Source organism: Leucobacter sp. BZR 635, assembly GCF_048061935.2.
In the GTDB taxonomy this organism is placed as follows: Bacteria; Actinomycetota; Actinomycetes; order Actinomycetales; family Microbacteriaceae; genus Leucobacter.
Window position 1 is genome coordinate 34,564 of record NZ_JBLUNZ020000018.1, and the last position, 19,691, is coordinate 54,254.

Consider the following 19,691-nt stretch of genomic DNA (forward strand, 5'->3'; position numbering starts at 1 on the left):
CGTCTGTGCTTTTACTTATCATTCGCTGAACCACCATTCCTGTCAAGTCATTCGACGGTGAGGCTGAGAGGGCGGGCCATCGCTGACCCGCCCCTCACTGTTTCCAGCTACTCCGCTGCGTGCTGCTTCCGCCTGCGGGCCCAGAGCAGCGCTCCGGCTCCCAGCAGCAGCACCGCGATGCCACTTCCGAGGAGCCCGCCAACCTGAGCGCCCGTCGCCGACAACACCCCGCGAGGCTTGTCACCGGCGTGGCCACCGCCACCGGGGAGTGCCGTCACCTGCACGGCCGCATCATCAGAGTGCTTTCCAGCATCCTTCGGATCGCCGAACGTGTGGTAATCCACGGTCGCGGTGTTCGTGATGCCAGCGCTCTTCGCTTGCGGATCCACCGTCACCGAGAGAGTGATCACAGGTGCCTGCGAGGCACCATCGCTCGAGCCCTTCGGCTGGAGCGGCCCGAACAGCTCACAGCTGAGCGTTCCGCCGTAACCGCCCGAGCTCTGCCCGGTCACATCGCACTCACTCCAGTTCGGGAACGTGCCAGCCAAGTCCTTGCCAGCCCAGGTCACGTCAGTGACCTTGAGCCCGGCCGGGATCTCGTCAGTGACGACGACGCCCTCCGCGGCACTGTCATCGCTCACGTTTTGCACAGCCAGCGTGTAGTCGAAGGACTTGCCAGCCTCAATGCGATCGACGCTCGCGTCCTTCGCAATCTCAACCTGTGCGTGCCGTGCCGCCCCACAACCGGCGGTTGCAGGCGGGTAGCTCGCGTTGAACGTGAGCTCCGGGTTCACCGAGAACTGAATGGTTGTGTCCCCGCGCCACGAGTAGTCGAGCTCACTCGGATCAAGAATCAACCCGTTGAACACGTACTCCGAGGCTTGCTCTGCGGTCATCACGGTCGTGGTTCCCGGCAGCAGGTAGCCACCGCCAGGGGCCATGTCCGAGAGCCGCAGCGTACGCCAGCCCGGATAGTCGACGCTGATGCCCGAGGGCGTAAACGCGGAGCCAGGCCAGGTTTCAGTTCCGTTCCAGTTCGTCGAGCCGCCCGGCTCCACGAGGGAGACCTCTGCAGGCTTCGTGTCCGCGTTTGCCGCATCAGGGGTCCACCGGAAGTTCACCGGCTTCTCCTTGAGCAGCTCCGACTTCTCGACCGACCATCCAAGCATCGGCGCATCAGCCACACAGAGCGTGTAGACGGTTGCGGTGAGGTCTCGCACCGGTACCTGCACCTCAGCACAGTTGTTGTCGGCGTTCGCATCCCCAGCCATCTCCACGCACGCGGTGTTCGTGAGTTCATCGAGTGCGGCCGGAGCGTCGGGTGTGGGAGCGCCCGAGAGGATCGGCTCAGCCTGCAACACAGCTGCTGGCATGAACTCGACGCTGATCCGCACCTCGACCGACTCGCCAACCGGAATCTCATCGAGTGTGAGCTCGACCTTGTTTCCGGTGTAGCCGGGGGCAGGGCCCCAAGCAGCGTGCTCGCCCACCGTCAGCCCCGTGATCTTCAAGCGATCGTTGAGGGCGTTATCGGTGACCTTCACATTCTTCGCTGCCTCCGTGCCGTGGTTCGTCACAGTGAGCACGTAGTCAAACGTGTCACCGGGCGCGACCGAGGTCTCCCCCTCTGCGAGGCCGGCGGCCTTGGTGATGCTCACATCACTGAAGTTCACGGCCTGGCAGCCGCTGTCCTCGGCGATGAAGCCACCCGACACGATGCGCCCGATGTTCGGGATCAGGATGCCGGTCTCGCCGGTATCCTCGCAGACCTGTGCCTCCGGTGCATCGATCGGTGAGACCTTCACCGTCGCAGTCACCCGGTAGACGAATTCTGTGATTCCGTCAGCGAGGGTGTCCGGCGTGAACTGTGCACCCTGCACGATGGTCCACTCCCCCGAGACCGGGCTACGTGGGTTCTGCGGCTGCGGGGTGGCCGCGGTTGCGGCCTCAGCCGACCAGCCACCGACGGTCTCGACGCCCTTCGGCATCTGCGGTTCATCCTGCAGCGTGAAACTCACTCCGACAGGGTGTCGCGCGTCGGTCTCCGGGTACTTCACTTTGATCTCGTAGTCGAGATCAAAGGTGCCGTCACCGTTGTCCACTGTCTTCCCGCCGGTCTTTTCGATCGTCGGGTGGAGCGGCTCGGCGCAGGCCCCGGCCGGGGTCGACGCCCCGCCAGAGACGAGCTTGGCGGTGTTCAAGAAACCGCCGGCCTTCCCCTCGGGGAGGCACGCTGTAGTGCCTGCCTCGATGGCCTTCGGCGTGACCTCAGCGGCCACCGTCACCCGGTAGGTGTGGGTGTCGCCGGCTGCGATGAGCGTGCCCGCCGCAATGTCAGCGTTCCACTTCGTGTCAGAGAAGTCACCCTTGCCGTTTGGCCCGGTCCACGAGGCCGACTTCACGTCGATCCCGTCACCGAACGCGAGCGTGTCGGTGAGCTCGTACTTCGCCGCGAGGGCGTCTGGGTTCTTCACGACGAGGTCATAGCTGATCTTCCACAGCCCATCCGGGTCCTGGATCGTCTTGACGACCTTCTTAGACACGGTAGGTTGTGCACGCTCAGGCACGGGGATGCACGCGCCGTCGTCACCGGCGACGGTGTCTCCCTGTGTGAGCTCTGCGGTGTTGAAGAAGCCCTTGCCCGGGCCTGCGCACTCACTCGCCTCGGCGGTCACGTCGTTGTCGACGCGCGCCTCCCAGGTCACGAGCCAAGTGTGCGCCCGATCCTCCGCGCCGATCTTCACCGGCTCGCTCGCGAATGGCTTGCCCGATTCGATTGCGAACGCACGCCCCTGCGGGTCGGTATCCGTGCGCTTCGCGGTGCCGTCACCGAGGGTGACGCCGTTCGCAAAGTCCGGAGTGTCCGAAAGGGTATAGGAGGAGTCGAAGCCGCCGGTGGCGACAGCGAGCTTGTAGCTCACGTGCCACAGGTCAGGATCCTCAGCATCCTGCTCCGCCCCGACCGCGGACTTCGTGATCTTCGGGAGCGCGGGCTCCGCGCACGCCTGCACCGGGGTAGTGACCGCGCCCGAGACGAGCTCGGCGGTGTTCAAGAACCCGCCGGCCTCGCCGCCTTCGGAGCACGTGGCGCCGCCGTCGTCGATGGCCTTCGGCGGGACTGCCGCAGTGACGCTCACCCGGTAGGTGTGGGTGTCACCGGCCTGAATCGCCTGCTTCTTCGCGATCGCGGCGCTCCAGTCGGTGCCCGAGAAATCTCCCTTGGCGTTGCCGGGGCCGGTCCAGGAGGCCGACTTCACGTCGATGCCTTCGCCGAAGGCGAGCGCGTCACTGAGGTCGTACTTCGCGGAGAGCCCGCTGGGGTTCGTCTCGCCCTGTGCGGGGAGCGTGACCACGAGCTCGTAGCCCACGTTCCAGTCACCGCTCGGGCCCTGGGCCACGTCGACAACGGTCTTCGTGACGCCCGGGTACACGCGATCCTGCACCGGCAGACACACGCTTCCGTCACCGATCACGGTATCGCCCTGAGTGAGGGTTGCCGAGTTGAAGAAGCCGGTGCCCGGCCCCTCGCACTGCTGCTGGTCAGCGGGCATGTCGTTTCCGACGTGCGCCTCCCAGGTGACGAGCCACGTGTGCGGCTTGTCGTCAGCGCCGATCTTCACGGGCCCTCCCTTGAAAGGATCGCCCGCGGTGATCTCGAAGGCGTCCCCTACGGGTTCGGTGTCCGCGCGCTGCGCTGTGCCCTTTCCGAGGACGACGCCGTCGGCGAAGTCCGGGGTGTCGGTGAGCGTGTACGACGAGTCGAAGCCGCTGCCGGTGACGGTGAGCTGGTACATCACGTGCCACAGCTCTGGATCAGTTTCGTCCTGCACCGCTCCGACCGCTGTTTTCTCGATCGTCGGCAGCTTCGGCTCGGCGCACGCCTCGACCAGAGTCGGGGTGCCCGCCGAGACGAGCTTTGCGGTGTTCAGGAAGCCGCCTGCCTCGCCATCGGTGAGGCACTCTGTGGTGCCAGCCTCGACTGCGGCTGCGGTCACGGAGGCGACCACCGTCACGCGGTACCTGTGAGTGTCCCCAGCCGCGATCGTTGCTCCCTGCGCGATGTCCGCGCTCCAGGCACCCGCGGTGAAGTCGCCCGCGGCACTGCCCGGCCCGGTCCACGAGGCCGACTGCACGTCGATCCCGCCGCCGTACGCGAGGGTGTCGCTCAGGGTGTAATTCGCCGACAGCCCGTCCGGGTTCTTCTCGCCCTTCTTGGGGAGCTTCACGACGAGATCGTAGTCGATGGCCCAGTCGCCGTTCGGCCCCTGCACCGCCTTCGCGACCTGCTTCGACGCCTTCGGCTGCACACGCTCGGGCGCGGGGAGGCACGCGGTGTCGCCACCGGTGACCTCGTCGCCCTGGATCAGGTTCGCCGTGTTGAACAGGCCGCTTCCGGGCTCGCCACACACACGCTGCTCGGCAGGGATCGCGTCGCCGAGGCGCGCCTCCCAGGTCACGAGCCAGGTGTGCGTCTTGTCGTCCGCCCCAATCTTCACCGGGGTGTCACCGAACGGTGCCCCGGAGGTGATTGCGACTGCGTCGCCAGCCGGGTCAGTGTCGGTGCGCTGCGCGGTGCCCGCTCCGAGAGTGATGCCCGGCGCAAACGCCGGGGTGTCGCTCAGCGTGTAGGCGGAGCCGAAGCCGCCGGTCTTGACCCTCAGCTCGTAGCTCACGAGCCACAGGTCGGGGTCCGTCGGATCCTGCACCGCGCCGACTGCCTTCTTCGTGATCTTCGGTAGCTTGGGCTCGTCACAGGCACTCGCCTGCTCAGTGACCCCGGCAGCCGTGATCGCGGCGGTGTTCAAGAAGCCGCCGGCTTCGCCGTCGACGTCACAGGTGAGCGCGGAGTCTTCCGCGGACCACGCTGCCTGGTCGATGGTGGCGAGCACCGTGACTGAGTACTTCTCGGTACCACCTGCGGCGAGCGCGCGGTTCGTCGCGAGCGTCGCGGTGCCGTCTGTTGCGAAACTGCCGGTCGCGTCGCCCGGCCCAGCCCAGCTTGCCTCCGTGACGGTGATGCCGCCGCCGAAGCGGAGCTCGTCGCTGAGATTGTAGATCGCCTTGTGCTTGCTTGACTGGTTCTTCGCGATCACGTCATAGGTGACCTGCCACGAGCCGTTGTCGAGCTGGATGACCTTCGAGACCTGCTTCTCGACGTCTGCCTTGGCAATCTCGATCGACGCGCAGGCTTGCGACGAGGGCTCATCGAAGTGGTTGGCCACGGTTGCCGTGTTCCAGACCCCGGCATTCCCTGCGGTGTCACAGACGAGCGCCTCGGGCGATGCCGTGGCGTCGACCTTGACCCTGAGTACCACCGTGGAGGTGTGCACGCCACCCGGCCGAAGGGTCAGATTGCCGACGAGAACGCCGCTCCCATTCCACCCGGACTTCAGCGAGCCCCCAGTCGATGACACGCTGTCCACTTGGACCAACGTCGCCCCTGGCGGCATCGCACTCACAGTCTCTGTGAGGTCGTACGCGACAGTCGCCTTCGAACCGTTAGTGACAACAATCTCGTAGCTAACTGCCCAGGTACCGTCGCTGTTCTGCGTTACTGGCAGCGCTGTCTTCACCACGGTGGGCGATCCCGGTTCGGCGCAGGCGTTATCGCTGTCTTCGCCGCCTGGGAAGGAGATGTGCGCGGTATTGAAGAACGCCCCTCCGGTCTCGGCATCACAGGTGAGCTGTGGATTCTCTACGGTCTTGTCGAACGATGCAATCACGCGGAAGGTGTACGTGTCCGTGCTGTGTGCCTTGATCGGGGTGTTCGCCGAGGGAGCGCCGCCCTCGTTGATCCAGCTCGCCGTCCTCACGGAGAAGCCAGTACCGAACTTCAGAGTGTCCTCGAGCGTGTAGCTACTCGGCACCGGGCTGTCGTTCTTCACAGCGATGTCGTAATCAATCTGCCAGAGGCCACCCTCGAGCTGCACGACCTTGCCGTCGCTCTTTTCGACGGTCAGGGGTGCCGCCTTCGCGGTGTTCACGATCGTGCAGACCGCGTTGTCGCCCGCAGCGAGCGCGAGCGTCTCGTCGGAGCCCGCAGCAATGAGCTGAGGATCCCCGTCGTTCACAACGCAGCTGAACGCTGTGCCGTTGTCAAAGCCGTTCTGCTCGGCAGACTCGCTGAGCGAGTAGTGACCGGGCAGCACGTGCGTTGCCTTGACACCGCCAGCACCCTGCAGGGGCTGCTGTTCTCCGGGGAACGGGGTGATCGCGTCGGCTGCGTCGGGCGCGGCCCACGTTGCCGACAGCGTCCAGCGGTCGTCGCCGAGCTCAACCGTCTGCAGTTCGTCGCCGACCTGCACCTGCTTCACGAGCTCGAGCGTCGGCTTGGGGTCGTTGACCGCCGCGCACTTCAGCCACTCGCCAGCTTCGACCGAGACGCCTCCGTTTGCGCCGTCGACAACGGAGGTGCCCCAGGTGGGAACCCCGTCTTTCACGCTGGTCGCTGCCACGCACTCCCACGATCCGGTCGCGCCGGCCTCGTGGTTTGCGGCCCAGTCGGCTTGCTCCGTGGGTGCCCACTGCTGGGTGTAGCCCTCAGCTTCGGGCGTGCCCGGTGCTTCGGCGAGCGCATAGTTCGTACCGGCGGTCACCGGCGCGGTTGCGTCGGCGTGGCCTGACTTACCGCTCGGCCCTGCGAGCGCGCCCTCCGGGGCGATCGCGTCGAGTGTCCAGTCGGTCACCGGGGTCTGCCCGTGTGAGAGCTGCTTTTCGAGCGTCAGCTTCGGCTGTTCACAGGTCACGGTGTTCGTGAGGGTGACCTCGTTCACGCCCTGCTTACTCGTTTTGGTGAGCTTGGTGAGCCCGTCGCTGAGCGCGGGGGTGAATGTTGCGGTGTTCGTGCACAGGGCAGGAAGCCCGGTGACACTCTCTGAAACACGCACCGTCGAGTTCAGGCCGAGGTCTGAGAGGGTCTGGCCAAAGTTCACGCTGCCGCCGGGCAGGCTGGCGTTGTCCGTGAGCTGCAGGCTTGCGTTGAGCCCGGGGAGTGATTGCGGGGCCGTATTGGCCTGAGTCGTCTCCTCGAACTTGCCATCTCCGTCGGCGTCGATCTTCCAGACCTTGTCAACCCGAAGTTTCGCCGAGAGATCCAGTGCCTGGTTGTAGACCACACAGGAGACCGTCGCGTTTTGGATCGGGTCAACGGTGAATCCCGGGTTCGTTGCCGTACCGGTGTTTGTGACAGGCACGGGCTTTTTCGTGTCAGTGCGCACGCAGACCGCGTTCTTCCCGTCCTGCTTCGCAATGCTGTACTGCGGCGTCAACTCCTCGGAAATACTGAGCTTGCGTTGGCCTTCGCTCGTTCCTTCGAAGCTCGAGCGGAATCCAATGGCCCCCGTGTTTCCGGTGACACCCTGCGCACTCGTTGCGAAGCTGCTGTCCTTGACGTCGGTGCGGACCGTGGCCGCGGGAGCTGTAGCTGTGAAGCCCCAGCTCGCGCGCGGTGCCGCACTGTCGATCGTGCCACCAGCAGGAATGACCTGCTTGACGACGTTAACGGTGCCCTCGCAGTTCTTGGAGGAGAGCGCTTTCATCTGCGCTGCAAGGTCATTCCAGTTCTTGACCTGGTAATAGTCTTTGCCAGCTACCGGCCCGGAGATCGCGCGGAGGTTCTCCGCGGAACCTGAGATTCCGTCTCCAACACCAACGGCGATGATGCCAACGCCGTGGCTCTTGAGCGCGTTGGCCGAAGCGACCGAGTTTTCGATCCGTTCGAAGTTCGCCGAGTTACTGCCGTCTGATCCACTCCCGAACGTTGTCGGGAGCCCGTCAGTGATCATGATCACCATGTCGAGTTCACCATCGTCAGCGATCTCGTTTAATGACCAGAACCCTTGGTCCCAGTTCGTCTTCTGGTTGTTCGGCACGGCGATTCCCTGAGCCTTACGCAGCACGACATCAGCTTCTGCTTGTGTCGCGACGCTCCTCAGCGGCATAAAAGCGTTGTTGTTCCCGGTCGTATTGTTCGCCGGTGCGCTCGTCCCAAAAGTCTGAATCGCGACCTTCGACGGGGTACCCGTGAGCGCGTCAATTACGCTCTTCGAAGCTGCGCGGATCTGCGTGAGAGCAGAACTGGTCACGGAGCTGGAGAGGTCAACGAGCAGCGCGACGTCAACTCCGCACACTGCATCAAGCTGAGGGTTGGTGCGGGCACTCGCCCACTTGCCACTGCTCTGCCGATCCGATGGGAACCATGATGTTTCCACGGTCGGATAGGTGAACGTGCGACTCGACACACTTCCCCCGCTTGCCGTCGCTCCGGTGTAGTACGAGTAGGGCTCTGACTCGCTAGCTTCAAGGTTCAACTCGGGCAGCGCGCTCCAGCCCGTCGGGGTGGCGTCTGCCCGCACAATATAGCCGTTCTTGTTGGAGCTTCCCCTCGTCGGCACCTTCATCCAGCATTTGCCGGAGCTATCAGTCGTACAGGTGGCCGAAGGCGTCGTGTTGGTCGGCTTCGTGAGGCTCGTCGCTTCGTATGCACCAAAGGTCGCGCCTGCGAGGTTACCGATCGATCCTGACGGAGACAGACGGTCCCCCATTGCTGAGACCCGGATGAGCACCTCGCTCTTTCCAGGAGCGGTTCCCGTTCCTGGTCCGCTGTTCGGCGACGCGGCAAGCGGGGCAGCCTTCGGAGCTGGGGCCGCTAGTGGGGCGAGGCCCTCGGCCTGCGGTGCTTCTTCGACCGGAGCCTCGACTTCGGGTTCCGCCGGGGCCTCGGGCTCGCCCTCTTCGGGTACGCCCGGTGCGGGGGCTCCGGTGTTCTCACCTCCGGGCTCCTGCTCGGGAGCCGGTGTCTCGGCGGGCTCCTCACCCGGCGTCAGTTCTGCGGGCGCGTCCGTGACGGCCTGCTGAAGTGCGCTCTCGGTCGGATCCGGCTCTACTGCGGCAAACGCCGCGGTAGGAAGCCCGGTATACACCACCGCTGCGGCCACGAGCATTGCGAATGCCCGACCAACCTTTCGGCGCGTGGTTATACGTTTTTCGGGCGCCGAAAAATGGCGCGTTCGACTTTTTGACATGCGGAATCCCCATCCCCAATGATGCTGTCGTATTTTTACCGTCGTACTACTTGCCCCCAAGGCACGACTGCAGTCATGACCCTAGGCATCCTTTCCCGGAAACGCAAGCCGACAGGAGTGCGAAACCTATGTTTTACTAATGAGACTGGCGCTTACTTCGTGGGCGAAACATGTTTCCTTCCGGGCATAGGAACCCCGGAAGAACATGAGTGTGAACTTGGGTTTTCTCCTCAACCGCGCCCTGGCCGATCCGCCAGCAGGCTCGCTCCGAGCACGTCGTTCCCGATACCAGCGTCCCGGCAAATAAATCGCGAAATTCATATTCGATAGCACAATCGTTACGTTGAGCAACGCTGACGCCTCCCATCGGAATACGGCAAGATGGAGAGCACTATGAGCCCGAGAAACCTGTTCCGCTTGTTCGCCACCGCAGAAGTGATCACCTGGGCGGGCCTCATTGCCGCGCTCATCCTCCGAGCGACCGGAGTAACCGACGGCGCGGTCAGGATCGCCGGAGGTCTCCACGGCTTCGTCTTCCTCGCCTACTGCGTCACGACGGTGTTCGTGTGGGTCAACCAGCGTTGGCGCGCGGGCGTCGGCGTCACTGGGTTGCTCCTCGCAGTGATCCCCTTTGCCACGTACCCGTTCGAGCGCTGGCTCGACAAGCGCAGCATGCTCGCGGGCCCGTGGCGGCTCGCACCCGGCGGCGACGCACCCCAGGGCTTCGTCGAGCATGTGCAGGCGTGGATCCTCCGCCGCCCGATCCTCTCGATCGTTCTCATCGCGGCTCTCGTCGCGATCGTCTTTGTTGTGCTCCTCTGGCTCGGCCCGCCCGTGCCGAGGGGCTAGTATCCTCCGAAAGGAGTCACAGCATGAGCAATCTTGAAACCGCACCCACCGAGCGCGTCTGCACCCCGGGGCAGGGCCAACCCGGCGACGTCGAGGTCCTCGAGCCGCGCGACGTTCCTCTCGGCGGCCTGCGCGGCATGAACGTGCGCCGCACGCTTCCGCAGCGCAGCAGGAGCCTCATCGGCGCCTGGTGCTTCCTCGATCACTACGGGCCAGACAACGTCGCCGAGACGGGCGGTATGAACGTTGCCGCCCACCCGCACATCGGGCTGCAGACCGTGAGCTGGCTATTCTCCGGCACGATCGAACACCGCGACAGCGCGGGCAACCACGCGATGGTGCGGCCGGGCGAACTCAACCTCATGACCGCCGGCTCGGGCATTAGCCACTCCGAGCGATCCACCGCAGACACCACCGTGCTGCACGGTGCCCAGCTCTGGGTCGCGCTCCCCGCGCGCGCTCGCGGCATCGACAAGCGCTTCGACCACTACGCGCCGCCCGTCACCAGCGGCCCCGGATACACCGCGCAGGTGTTCCTCGGCTCGCTGCTCGGCGACACCTCACCCGTCGAGACCCACACGCCGCTCGTCGGCGCGGAGCTCACGCTCGAACCGGGTGCGACACTCGACATCACGGTGGATTCGCGCCACGAACACGGCGTACTCGTCGACAGCGGCCAGGTCACGCTCGCGCCGGATGCCGGAAGCGGCACGATCCTCAACCCTGCAGATCTCGGCTACGCCGCGGCGGGCTGCTCGGCACTTCGCGTGGTCGCCGGCACCGAGGGCGCGAGGATCCTCCTTATCGGCGGCGAGCCGCTGCGCGAAGAGCTCGTGATGTGGTGGAACTTCATCGGCGGCAGCCACGAGGAGGTCGCGGCAGCACGCGACGCGTGGCAGGCCACCCTCGATGCGGCGGGCGCCGGGCCGCTCCCCGCAGACGATCGCTACGGACTTCCCGACAACGAGCCCGAGCCGCCGCTGCCCGCGCCCGCGCTTCCCACTGCGAGACTGCTCCCCCGCAGCCAGTTGCCGCCGCTGCCCGCGGAGTCGGCGACAATCCAGACCACGTCGGCAACGCCGCCCACCAAATCGGCAACGCAGACCCCGCCGGCTCATCCAACAGGCCCGAGAGAAACCGAGGTACCCGAGATTTCTGACTCAATTCGCGTCGTCCACGAACCCGACGCAAAACGCTACGCGATATACGACGGGGAGCTCCTCGCGGGCTTCACCGCCTACCGGCTGACTGCGCGCGACGAGGGACGAGCCTTCGTGCACACCGAGATCGACGAGAAGTTCGGCGGCCGCGGCCTCGCCGGTACGCTCGTCGCCGAAGCACTCGCGGACACCCGCGACGCGGGAGTGCGCATCGTGCCGTACTGCCCGTTCGTCGTCGCCTGGCTGAAGAAGCACCCCGAGTTCGAAGACGCAGTCGACTGGCCCGCCGCGTGAGCGAAGCCATTCGGGTGAGCGCAGTAGTGATGCGCGACCCCGAGGGCCGGGTGCTCAACGTGCGCAAACGCGGAACCTCGACGCTCATGCTGCCCGGCGGGAAGCCGGAGCCCGGCGAAGATCCGCGAGACACCGCGATCCGCGAGTTCCGGGAGGAGCTCGGGATCGAGCTCGACCCGCTGTGGCTGCGCGGGCTCGGCGAGTTCCGCTCACCGGCCGCAAATGAGCCGGGTCGCGACGTTGTCGCGCACGTGTTTGAGCACCCGTACATCGCGGTGGATCAGCCGCTCGCCGAGATCGAACACCTCGAGTGGGTGGATCCCACGCGGGATCACCCGGCGATGGCCCCGCTCAACACCGAGCACGTCTTTCCTGCGCTCGCGCGTGCCGCCCGCCCGCCCCAGCGACTCGCCGTGTTCACCGGCTCGGCGCTCGGCAACTCCCCCGAGTTCGCCGCAGCAGCGCGCGACTTCGGCACCGCCATGGCGCACGCTGGCATCGACCTCGTCTACGGCGGCGGCAAGGTGGGCCTCATGGGCACCGTCGCCGACGCCGTGCTCACTGCCGGCGGCAACACCTTCGGGGTGATCACCGAGTCGCTGCTCGCCGGCGAGACCGGGCACACGGGCCTCACCCGGCTCGAGGTCGTCTCGTCGATGCCCGAGCGCAAGCGCCGCATGGCCGAGCTCACCGACGCCTTCGTCGCCCTTCCCGGCGGTCCAGGCACGCTCGAGGAGATCTTCGAGGTGTGGACCTGGGTGACGCTCGGAATCCACGCCAAGCCGGTAGCCATCTACGACGTGGGCGGGTACTGGCAGCCGCTGCTCGGCGCGCTCGACGCGATGGTCGATGCCGGCTTCTCGTCGCCTGCCGCGCGCGCCTCACTCATCGTCGCGAGCGAACCCGCAGAGCTCTTCGACAAGCTTGCCGCGTGGCAGCCGCCGCAACCCAAGTGGTCGTGATCCAGCCTGGTTCCATTACGCTGAGTGCATGAGCGACGCCACGAACCCCTCACCTGACGGCCCGCCGCCTCGCACCGGTCTGCCGCCATCGGTGACCGTGCTCCTCGGGCTCGCGGCCGCGGTCGTCGTGCTCGCTGGCGTATCTCAAGCGAGTTCGATCGTGGGCCCGCTCGCGATCGCGGCGGTCATCGTGATTATTTGCAGCCCGCTCAGGCGGCCCTTCGATCGCCGCGGCTGGCCGAGTTGGATCTCCACATCGCTCGTCGTGGCCCTCTCCTGGGCGGTGCTGCTGGTACTCGCTGGCATGCTCGCATTTGCGACCGCCGAGTTCACGCAACTCGTCATCGCGTACAGCGGCGAGCTTCGCGCGACCGCCGACAAGCTCTTCGAGTTTTTCACCTCGCTCGGACTCAGCGCCCAAATCACCGACGCGCTCACTTCGATGCTCACTCCGTCGCGCATCATCAGCTACGCGACATCGCTGGGTAGCAGCATTTTCGGCATCCTCACCGCCCTGTTCTTCATCTTTGCGTACGCGATCTTCATGGCCGCAGACGCTGGCCGCTTCGCGAAGGCGACCCGCTCCTTCGGCCCGTCGGCCGCGCCACGGGTGCGCCGCTTCGCTGAGTTCAACGGCAACGTTCGCCGCTACTACGTCGTGAACGCCGCCTTCGGGCTGCTCGTCGCCGTCGTCGACGGGTTCGCGCTGTGGGCCCTCGGGATCCCCGCGCCGCTCGTGTGGGCGATCCTCTCGTTCGTGACGAACTTCGTGCCGAACATCGGGTTCGTACTCGGGCTAGTCCCGCCCGCGATCCTCGCGCTCGTTGTCGGCGGCCCCACGCTCATGCTCGCCGTGATCGCGGTCTACGCCATCGCGAACGTGCTGCTACAGGTGCTTATCCAGCCGAAGTTCGTGAGCGATGCGGTCAGCCTGAGCCTCACACTCAGCTTCGCATCGGTGCTGTTCTGGACCTTCATCATCGGCCCGCTCGGCGCAATCCTCGCGATCCCGCTGACGCTGCTCGTGCGCGCGCTGATCCTCGAACGAGACCCTGAGCTTCGCTGGCTGCGCTGGCTCTCGGGCGACAACGCGGCGACCGAGCACAGCCCCCGGCCGGGGTCCGGGTCTGGGTCTGGGTCTGGGTCTGGGTCTGGGTCTGGGTCTGGGTCGGCAATGGCGTAGCGGCCCTGAGCCCGTTTGGCCCCGCGCGACCCTCCGCAATTCCTCCCTGCCCCGATTAATCTAGACCGACCCTTGCGAGGGCCAAACACGGGGCGGAATAGATAACACGGGGCGCTGGAGTTGACGAGCAACGCCGCGCTGACTCCCCTGAGCCCGCTCGGCTGCCGCGGGCGCTTCGCGCCCTTGCCAGGCACTCAGGCGGGCCCGGGCAGAACCCCTCCCGCAGCTCCCACTGACGGACACACCCTGCGGCCGAGGGGCCTCACGGGAGCTCCCGCTGCGGATGCACACGCCCCTGGCACTGACTGACCTGGTTACCCCTTTATCGCGAAGAGCCGCCTGAACCGCGGGCGCGATGCCTGCGCACGGCCGCCCGGTTCGCGCAGCGCACCGAGCAGAACCGCTGCCGACCGTTGCGGGTGACGTCGACGATCACGTTCGTGCAGGGCTCCGCTGCGCAGCGCCCAAGCCGCGTCACGCCACGGGTCGTGAGGTGCAGGGCAGTCCCGACCGGGATCACCGATCCCAGCACCTCGGGCAGCGACTGCCGGTCGTCACGATAGTGCAGATGCCAGCCCTCATCGTCGTGGTTCACGAGCTGCGGGAACGCTGCCGCATCGCGCATCTGCCGGTTCAGGATCTCAGATCGCAGCTCGGGAGTCGCCGCGTCCACAACACGCAGCCACTCGTCGATGACCGCGCGGGTGCCGACGAGGTCATCCACCTGCGCAAGGAAGGTCATCGTCATGCCGAAATCGCGCGTGCGCGCCTCGATTCCGTCGCGATCCTCGGGCCAATCGTTCGCAAGCGAGGCGGCGAGCAGCACCGCGTACGTTCCGTAAGGGTTGAGATGCATAAGGGCATTACATCACGCTAGAACCATGAACGTACACACCCAGCCAAAACTCATGCCGCTCCGCCCCGCGCAATCGCGGGTCGCGCAGCCGGGCAGCGCGCAAGAGGGGCTCGCACTTCCGGCGGCCGCGCACCCGCGCGCTGCGCTCCCAGCGCCAGAACACCGCCACGACTGGCGAACAGACTCCAGCCACAACACCGCGGAGGGTGTGGTCCGTTACGCTCGCTGCCACGGCTGCGCCGCCCACCGAGTTGAGCTGCAACCGTTCACGGGCGTTGCAACACCGATCAGCCGGGAGATTGGCCCCGCGGGCGGTCACCCGGGTGCGGGCGGCGGGCGCTCAGCCTAGCTGTCGCTGGGCCCTGCAGACGTTGCCTGCAGTCACCTAGTTCAGGCGATCCTCCCAGAAGGCGCGCAGCTGACGGCTCTTCGCGAACACGATCTCGTCCCACTCTTCGTCGGTCGTCGAGCTATCGGCAAAATCAGACGGAATCTTGAAGATCTGCAGCGAGACGCCCAGGCGCTCGCACAGGCTCGCGTAGGCGTAGCCCTCCATGTCGACGAGCTGAGCGCCGAGGCCCGCGATGTGGGTGCGCTGGGCGTCATCCTTCACGAACTGGTCGCCGGTCGCCATTGTCGCCGTCTCCTCGAGCAGCACCTCACCGGCCGGCGCAATCGTCGGCGACGGCAGCGAGAAGTCGTGCTGCACCAAACCCGTCACCTGGTAGACGGTGTCGAGCGATAGCCGATCCGCCCCCTCACCAACGACACCCGCGGTCCCGAGCACGATCACGCGATCAATGCTGCCCTCGCGCAGCGCCGCCGCGAGTGACACCGCAGCGTTCACCTTGCCGACGCCCGTCACCAGGTGTGGCACGCCTTCGAAGGCCGATGCCTCGTCACTGTGCGCGAAGACCAATAGGGGGTGTCGCTCGCTCATTCCGCTCCTCTTGTTACCGTGCGTAAATACCAAGACTAGCGTTTTTCGAAGACTTGTTCTAAGATAAATGGCAGAGCTTGCAAGCGACCGCGATTTCGTCCAGTGCAGGGCCAGTCTTCATTCCAGCGAAGTGCGCAGCAGCTCTCACCGATCCAGATGGATCCAACGCCTCACCTGAGGCCGAGTACGCATTGTGTCTGCACACAGCACAGCGTGCTGATTGCCGCTACGCATCGAGAAGATCGCGCAGCTTTGAAAGGACTACCCAAATGCATACCAAGAACATCACCCCAATTCGTCCCGCGCCGCGTACCCCGTACCACTCGCTCGGGGCAGACGCGACGATGCGCATCCCCGAGTGGGCGCAGCACCGCTCCGTCTACCGCAGCGCTGGTCGCACGCTCTACGTCGTCGAGACCGATACTCTCGCTGACGCACGCCGCGACCTCGTCCAGCTCGACAATGCTGGCTGGAACGTCTCGGTTGAGAAGTCCGGCCCGGCAGCGCGCATCGCGCTCAGCCGCGCCGCGTAACCGCGCCGCTTCATTTCCCGCAGCCCCGTCGGGCCGCCAGTCGTCGACTGGCTGGCCCGGCGGGGCTTTGCGCTGCGCTGCGCCGGTCTGCCCGTCCGCCCGCCTGCTCGCCTGCCCGGCTGCCCGCCTGCCTGCCCGCCCCATTTAATCCATTCCGACCCGTTCTCGGCCTCCGCAAGGGTCGGTCCAGATTAATAGGGTCGGTGAGGATTGCGGGCATGCGGCCCGGCACCAGCACCAGCACCAGCACCAGCACCCACACTCGACCGCGTGCCCGTGTAGCCGCGCGTCACATAGCGGGCCACCGCCAGCCCCCGGAGCTACACTGGCCGCATGAGTGACGTAGAACTTGCCACAGTCGAGAGTTTCGCGCTGGATCACACGAAGGTCCTCGCCCCCTACGTGCGCCTCATCGGCGTCGAGCACGGGCCCAAGGGCGACGCGATCTCAAACTTCGATATCAGGCTCGTGCAGCCCAACGAGGGCGAGATCCCGACAGCTGGGCTCCACACCATCGAACACACGATCGCCGCACTGCTGCGCACCCGCTTCGACGGCCTCATCGACATCTCGCCGTTCGGCTGCCGCACCGGCTTCCACATGATTGTGTGGGGCAAGCCTTCACCAGCCGAGGTCGCCGAAGCAATCAAGTCATCACTCACCGACCTGGTCGAGCGCATCGAATGGGCTGACGTCCCAGGCACAACGATCGAGAGCTGCGGCAACTACCGCGACCACAGCCTCCACTCTGCGAAGGAGTGGTCGAAGCAGGTACTTGCCCAGGGCATCAGCGTCGACGCGTTCGACCGCAGCGTCATCGTCTAGCCGCGCGGCTAGCCGACGAGCCGCGCCCGCACCTCGCGGGCTCGCGCGCGCACCGCGTCGGCGTCGAGGGTTTGGTGTGCCCCGTCTGAGTAGACGTGGCGGCCGCCAATGAACACGTGCCGCACGTCGTGACCGGTCGCCCCGAATACGAGGTGCGCCACGAGCGACTCGAGCGGCACGGGAGCTGCGGCCGTCACGGTGAGATCCACCGCGACGATGTCGGCGAAGCGCCCCACGGCGAGTGCTCCCGAATCAGGGAAACCGATCGCGGCCGCTCCCCCGCGCGTCGCGATGTCGATCGCCTGCGGGCCGAGCACTGCCGCGGCGTCCTGCCTTGCGCCGCGGTGCAGGATCGTCGCGTGCTTGAGCTCCTCGAACAGGTCGAGCGAGTTGTTACTTGCGACCGAGTCGGTGCCGATCGCGAGTGGCAGCCCGGCCGCGATCATCTCGGGGAACGGGGCGATGCCGTTGCCGAGCTTGATGTTCGAGACGGGGTTGTGGCTCACCGAGGTGCCCGTCGCCGCGAAGGTGGCGATCTCGTCGGCGGTGATGTGGACGCAGTGTGCCGCGTGCACGTCGGCGTCGAAGAAGTCGAGCGAGGCGAGGTGGTCGCCGGGAGTCTTGCCGTACTGTTCGCGGATCTGCGCGACCTCCGCCGCGGACTCCGAGATATGGGTGTGGATCGGGATGTTCCCGGCGAGCGCGCGCTCGCGCACCTCGCGCAGGAACTCGGGCGTGCACGTGTATGGGGCGTGCGGCCCGAAGCCGACGCGCACGAGCGGATCCTCTCGGTACTTTTCGGCGAGCCGCTCCACTTCGGTGAGCACCTCGGCGCCAGTCATTGCAGACACCGAGGGGAACGCGACGTTGTCATTCGCGTTGCAGGCGAGCGCCGCGAAGACACGCATCCCCGCCGCACGGACGCGCTCGATGAGTGTCTCGTCCCAGTAGTACATGTCGGCGAACGCCACAGTGCCGGTCTCAATCATCTCGACGAGGGCGAGTTCGAGCCCGACGATGAGGTCGTCGTGGGTGAGCCGCTGCTCGATGCCCTGCACCGTCGCGAGCCACTGCATGAAGCTCTCGTCGTCGGACGCACCACGCTGGAGCGTCATTGCCGAGTGCGTGTGCCCGTTCACGAGTCCCGGCATGAGCGCGTGGCCGGCGAGGTCGTGCGTCACGGTGCTGGCGGCGCGCGGTGGGCCGGCGTAGCTGATCCGCCCCGTCGCGTCGAATGCGAGTTCGGCGGGCGTGATGGTCCCGGCGGGGGTGAGCATGGCGTCGGCGCGGAGAACAGTCTCGGTCGTCATGCCCTAAGGGTACCGGGCGCGGCCACGCCCCGGCAGGTTATCCGCCGAGGCGGCGCTGGCGAGAGGAGTAGTCGCGGAGGGCGCGCAGAAAGTCGACCTCGCGCAGGTCGGGGTAGAGGGCCTCGACGAAGTAGAACTCGGAGTGTGCGGACTGCCAGATCATGAAGTCCGAGAGTCGCTGCTCACCCGAGGTGCGAATCACCAGGTCAGGATCCGCCTGCCCCCGCGTCCACAGGTGCTCACCGATCTTCTCAGGGGTGAGGGTCTCGGCAAGGTTCTCGAGCGTTCCGCCCACTTCTTGGTGCGCTTCGATAACGCTGCGCACGGCGGCGGCGATTTCACTGCGCCCGCCGTAGCCGACCGCGAGGTTGACGTGCAGGCCGGTGTTGCCGCGCGTGCGTTCTTCAGCAGCGGCGAGCGCGGCAGCGAGTTCAGGATCGAGTCCATCGCACGACCCGACGTGCTGCACTCGCCATGAGGGGTTGCGGGACAGCTCGGTCGCCAGTTCTCCGATGATGCCGAAGAGGTCGGTGAGTTCTTCGGTGGCGCGCGCACTGAGGTTATCGGCCGAGAGCAGGTACAGCGTGACGACCTTCACTCCTGCGGTCTCGCACCATCCAAGTAGCTCGGGAACCTTGCGCGCTCCCGCGCGGTGTCCGAAGGCAGCGCGCTCCTGCAGCCGCTGCTTCGCCCAGCGCCGATTCCCGTCAACGATGATCGCGACGTGGTGCGGGACCTGCGCTTCAACGATCTCACGACGCAGCCGCCGCTGGTACAGGCGGTACAGCAGGCCGGTACGCGGCGGGGTTGGCTGGGAACTCACTTGGGTAGTCTAGCGATTTGCTGGCGGATCCTCCCTGGAGCTTCTTCAGGCGCAGCCCCGACCGGCTGGGGAACCTCTACATATATGCCGCGGCAGATCTGTCGAGAACATACACTCGACACATGACCGTTTCCGATGCTGAGGATGCGGCGGGCACTCCCCCACAGCCGCAGGCCGACTCAGAACCTGACCGTTTCGCGCTGCCGCTGCTGGATGATGCGCTCGATCACGAAGCGGATCACGGTGGTGAGACTGCTGCCGGCGAGGTTTCCGCTGCCGAGGTGAAGCCGCTGTGGCGCGGCTGGATCCACGCCGGCACCTTCCCCATCGCGGTCGCCGGCGGCATCGTGCTCATCGCGCTCGCTCAGGGCGCGACAGCGAAGTGGGCGTCTGCGGTGTTCACGCTCACGAGCATGCTGCTGTTCGGGATCTCCGCGCTGTATCACCGCATCGACTGGCAGCCGAAGACGAAGCAGCTGTTCCGCCGGCTCGATCACTCGAACATCTTCCTGCTCATTGCGGGAACCTACACGCCGATCGCGCTGCTCGCGCTGCCGCCGGCGAAGGGCACGCTGCTGCTCATTCTCGTGTGGGCGGGCGCGGCGCTCGGCATCGGTTTTCGGATGTTCTGGATCGGGGCCCCGCGCTGGCTGTACGTCGCACTGTACCTGCTGCTTGGTTGGGCGGCCGTGATGTACCTCGGCGATATCGCGCGGGCGAACCTCGCGGCGATGGTGCTCGTGATCGTCGGCGGCCTGCTCTACACGCTCGGCTCGGTTGCCTACGCGACGAAGCGCCCGAACCCGGTTCCCGGGGTGTTCGGGTTCCACGAGATCTTCCACGCGCTCACCGCGCTAGCGTTCCTCTGCCACTGGACGGCCGCTCTGCTACTCGCGCTCGATCCGCTCGCGCTCCGCTAGCCGCGCGCGGGGC

13 protein-coding genes are annotated in these 19,691 nt (G+C 66.1%); 8 read left to right on the plus strand and 5 right to left on the minus strand.

The genetic code is table 11. The features are described 5' to 3' along the window. Window positions 1-107: 107 nt before the first annotated feature. Window positions 108-8,936: a VWA domain-containing protein gene (locus ACI1US_RS02955; RefSeq protein WP_461638039.1), complete on the minus strand. Its 8,829-nt coding sequence runs from the start codon at window positions 8,934-8,936 to the stop codon at window positions 108-110. Window positions 8,937-9,416: 480 nt separating this feature from the next. Here ACI1US_RS02955 and ACI1US_RS02960 point away from each other — a divergent pair, with 480 nt between their 5' ends. Genes ACI1US_RS02960 through ACI1US_RS02975 form a run of 4 tightly spaced genes read left to right on the plus strand, consistent with a single transcriptional unit; the run spans window position 9,417 to window position 13,471 of the window. Continuing rightward, window positions 9,417-9,872 (plus strand): DUF3817 domain-containing protein, encoded by a 456-nt coding sequence (locus ACI1US_RS02960; protein ID WP_461638040.1) that lies wholly within the window; start codon window positions 9,417-9,419, stop codon window positions 9,870-9,872. A gap of 23 nt (window positions 9,873-9,895) precedes the next feature. After that, entirely contained in the window at window positions 9,896-11,326 is a 1,431-nt protein-coding gene (locus ACI1US_RS02965) for a pirin family protein (protein ID WP_461638042.1), read from the plus strand. After that, window positions 11,323-12,288 (plus strand): TIGR00730 family Rossman fold protein, encoded by a 966-nt coding sequence (locus ACI1US_RS02970; protein WP_461638044.1) that lies wholly within the window; start codon window positions 11,323-11,325, stop codon window positions 12,286-12,288. Before ACI1US_RS02965 ends, ACI1US_RS02970 begins: the two co-directional genes overlap by 4 nt. A 28-nt stretch (window positions 12,289-12,316) precedes the next feature. After that, a complete protein-coding gene (locus ACI1US_RS02975) occupies window positions 12,317-13,471 on the plus strand; it encodes an AI-2E family transporter (protein ID WP_461638046.1) in 1,155 nt (384 codons plus the stop codon). Between the two features lie 322 nt (window positions 13,472-13,793). On the opposite strand, the gene ACI1US_RS02980 is transcribed toward ACI1US_RS02975, so the two are convergent. Further along, the gene (locus tag ACI1US_RS02980) at window positions 13,794-14,327 is read right to left on the minus strand and encodes a CGNR zinc finger domain-containing protein (RefSeq protein WP_461638048.1); all 534 of its coding nucleotides are present in this window, start codon (window positions 14,325-14,327) and stop codon (window positions 13,794-13,796) included. Between the two features lie 25 nt (window positions 14,328-14,352). Here ACI1US_RS02980 and ACI1US_RS02985 point away from each other — a divergent pair, with 25 nt between their 5' ends. Next, the gene (locus ACI1US_RS02985; RefSeq protein WP_461638050.1) at window positions 14,353-14,676 is read left to right on the plus strand and encodes a hypothetical protein; all 324 of its coding nucleotides are present in this window, start codon (window positions 14,353-14,355) and stop codon (window positions 14,674-14,676) included. Between the two features lie 36 nt (window positions 14,677-14,712). On the opposite strand, the gene ACI1US_RS02990 is transcribed toward ACI1US_RS02985, so the two are convergent. Next, window positions 14,713-15,267, minus strand: coding sequence for a phosphorylase family protein (locus ACI1US_RS02990; protein ID WP_461638052.1), 555 nt, complete (start codon window positions 15,265-15,267; stop codon window positions 14,713-14,715). Window positions 15,268-15,536: 269 nt separating this feature from the next. Between ACI1US_RS02990 and ACI1US_RS02995 the strand changes: the two genes are divergently transcribed. Together ACI1US_RS02995 and ACI1US_RS03000 are read left to right on the plus strand one after the other, a co-directional pair. Further along, the gene (locus ACI1US_RS02995) at window positions 15,537-15,800 is read left to right on the plus strand and encodes a hypothetical protein (protein ID WP_461638054.1); all 264 of its coding nucleotides are present in this window, start codon (window positions 15,537-15,539) and stop codon (window positions 15,798-15,800) included. 333 nt (window positions 15,801-16,133) lie between these two features. Further along, window positions 16,134-16,625: an S-ribosylhomocysteine lyase gene (locus tag ACI1US_RS03000; RefSeq protein WP_416550118.1), complete on the plus strand. Its 492-nt coding sequence runs from the start codon at window positions 16,134-16,136 to the stop codon at window positions 16,623-16,625. An 8-nt stretch (window positions 16,626-16,633) separates the two neighbouring features. Here ACI1US_RS03000 and ACI1US_RS03005 read toward each other — a convergent pair whose 3' ends face one another. Further along, window positions 16,634-17,935: an amidohydrolase family protein gene (locus ACI1US_RS03005; protein ID WP_416550117.1), complete on the minus strand. Its 1,302-nt coding sequence runs from the start codon at window positions 17,933-17,935 to the stop codon at window positions 16,634-16,636. Window positions 17,936-17,972: 37 nt separating this feature from the next. Further along, on the minus strand, window positions 17,973-18,758 hold the full coding sequence (locus tag ACI1US_RS03010; RefSeq protein ID WP_416550116.1) for an isoprenyl transferase: 786 nt from the start codon (window positions 18,756-18,758) through the stop codon (window positions 17,973-17,975). Between the two features lie 122 nt (window positions 18,759-18,880). Here ACI1US_RS03010 and trhA point away from each other — a divergent pair, with 122 nt between their 5' ends. After that, entirely contained in the window at window positions 18,881-19,678 is a 798-nt protein-coding gene (gene trhA, locus ACI1US_RS03015; RefSeq protein WP_416550115.1) for a PAQR family membrane homeostasis protein TrhA, read from the plus strand. The last annotated feature ends 13 nt before the right edge of the window (window positions 19,679-19,691 follow it).

Excerpts from the sequence above, each read along its gene's own strand:
- ACI1US_RS02960 (WP_461638040.1), top strand. The coding sequence starts at position 9,417 with ATGAGCCCGAGAAACCTGTTCCGCTTGTTCGCCACCGCAGAAGTGATC.
- ACI1US_RS02965 (WP_461638042.1), top strand. The coding sequence starts at position 9,896 with ATGAGCAATCTTGAAACCGCACCCACCGAGCGCGTCTGCACCCCGGGG.
- ACI1US_RS02975 (WP_461638046.1), top strand. The coding sequence starts at position 12,317 with ATGAGCGACGCCACGAACCCCTCACCTGACGGCCCGCCGCCTCGCACC.
- ACI1US_RS02980 (WP_461638048.1), bottom strand. The coding sequence starts at position 14,327 with ATGCATCTCAACCCTTACGGAACGTACGCGGTGCTGCTCGCCGCCTCG.
- ACI1US_RS02985 (WP_461638050.1), top strand. The coding sequence starts at position 14,353 with ATGAACGTACACACCCAGCCAAAACTCATGCCGCTCCGCCCCGCGCAA.
- ACI1US_RS02990 (WP_461638052.1), bottom strand. The coding sequence starts at position 15,267 with ATGAGCGAGCGACACCCCCTATTGGTCTTCGCGCACAGTGACGAGGCA.
- ACI1US_RS02995 (WP_461638054.1), top strand. The coding sequence starts at position 15,537 with ATGCATACCAAGAACATCACCCCAATTCGTCCCGCGCCGCGTACCCCG.
- ACI1US_RS03000 (WP_416550118.1), top strand. The coding sequence starts at position 16,134 with ATGAGTGACGTAGAACTTGCCACAGTCGAGAGTTTCGCGCTGGATCAC.
- ACI1US_RS03005 (WP_416550117.1), bottom strand. The coding sequence starts at position 17,935 with ATGACGACCGAGACTGTTCTCCGCGCCGACGCCATGCTCACCCCCGCC.
- trhA (WP_416550115.1), top strand. The coding sequence starts at position 18,881 with ATGACCGTTTCCGATGCTGAGGATGCGGCGGGCACTCCCCCACAGCCG.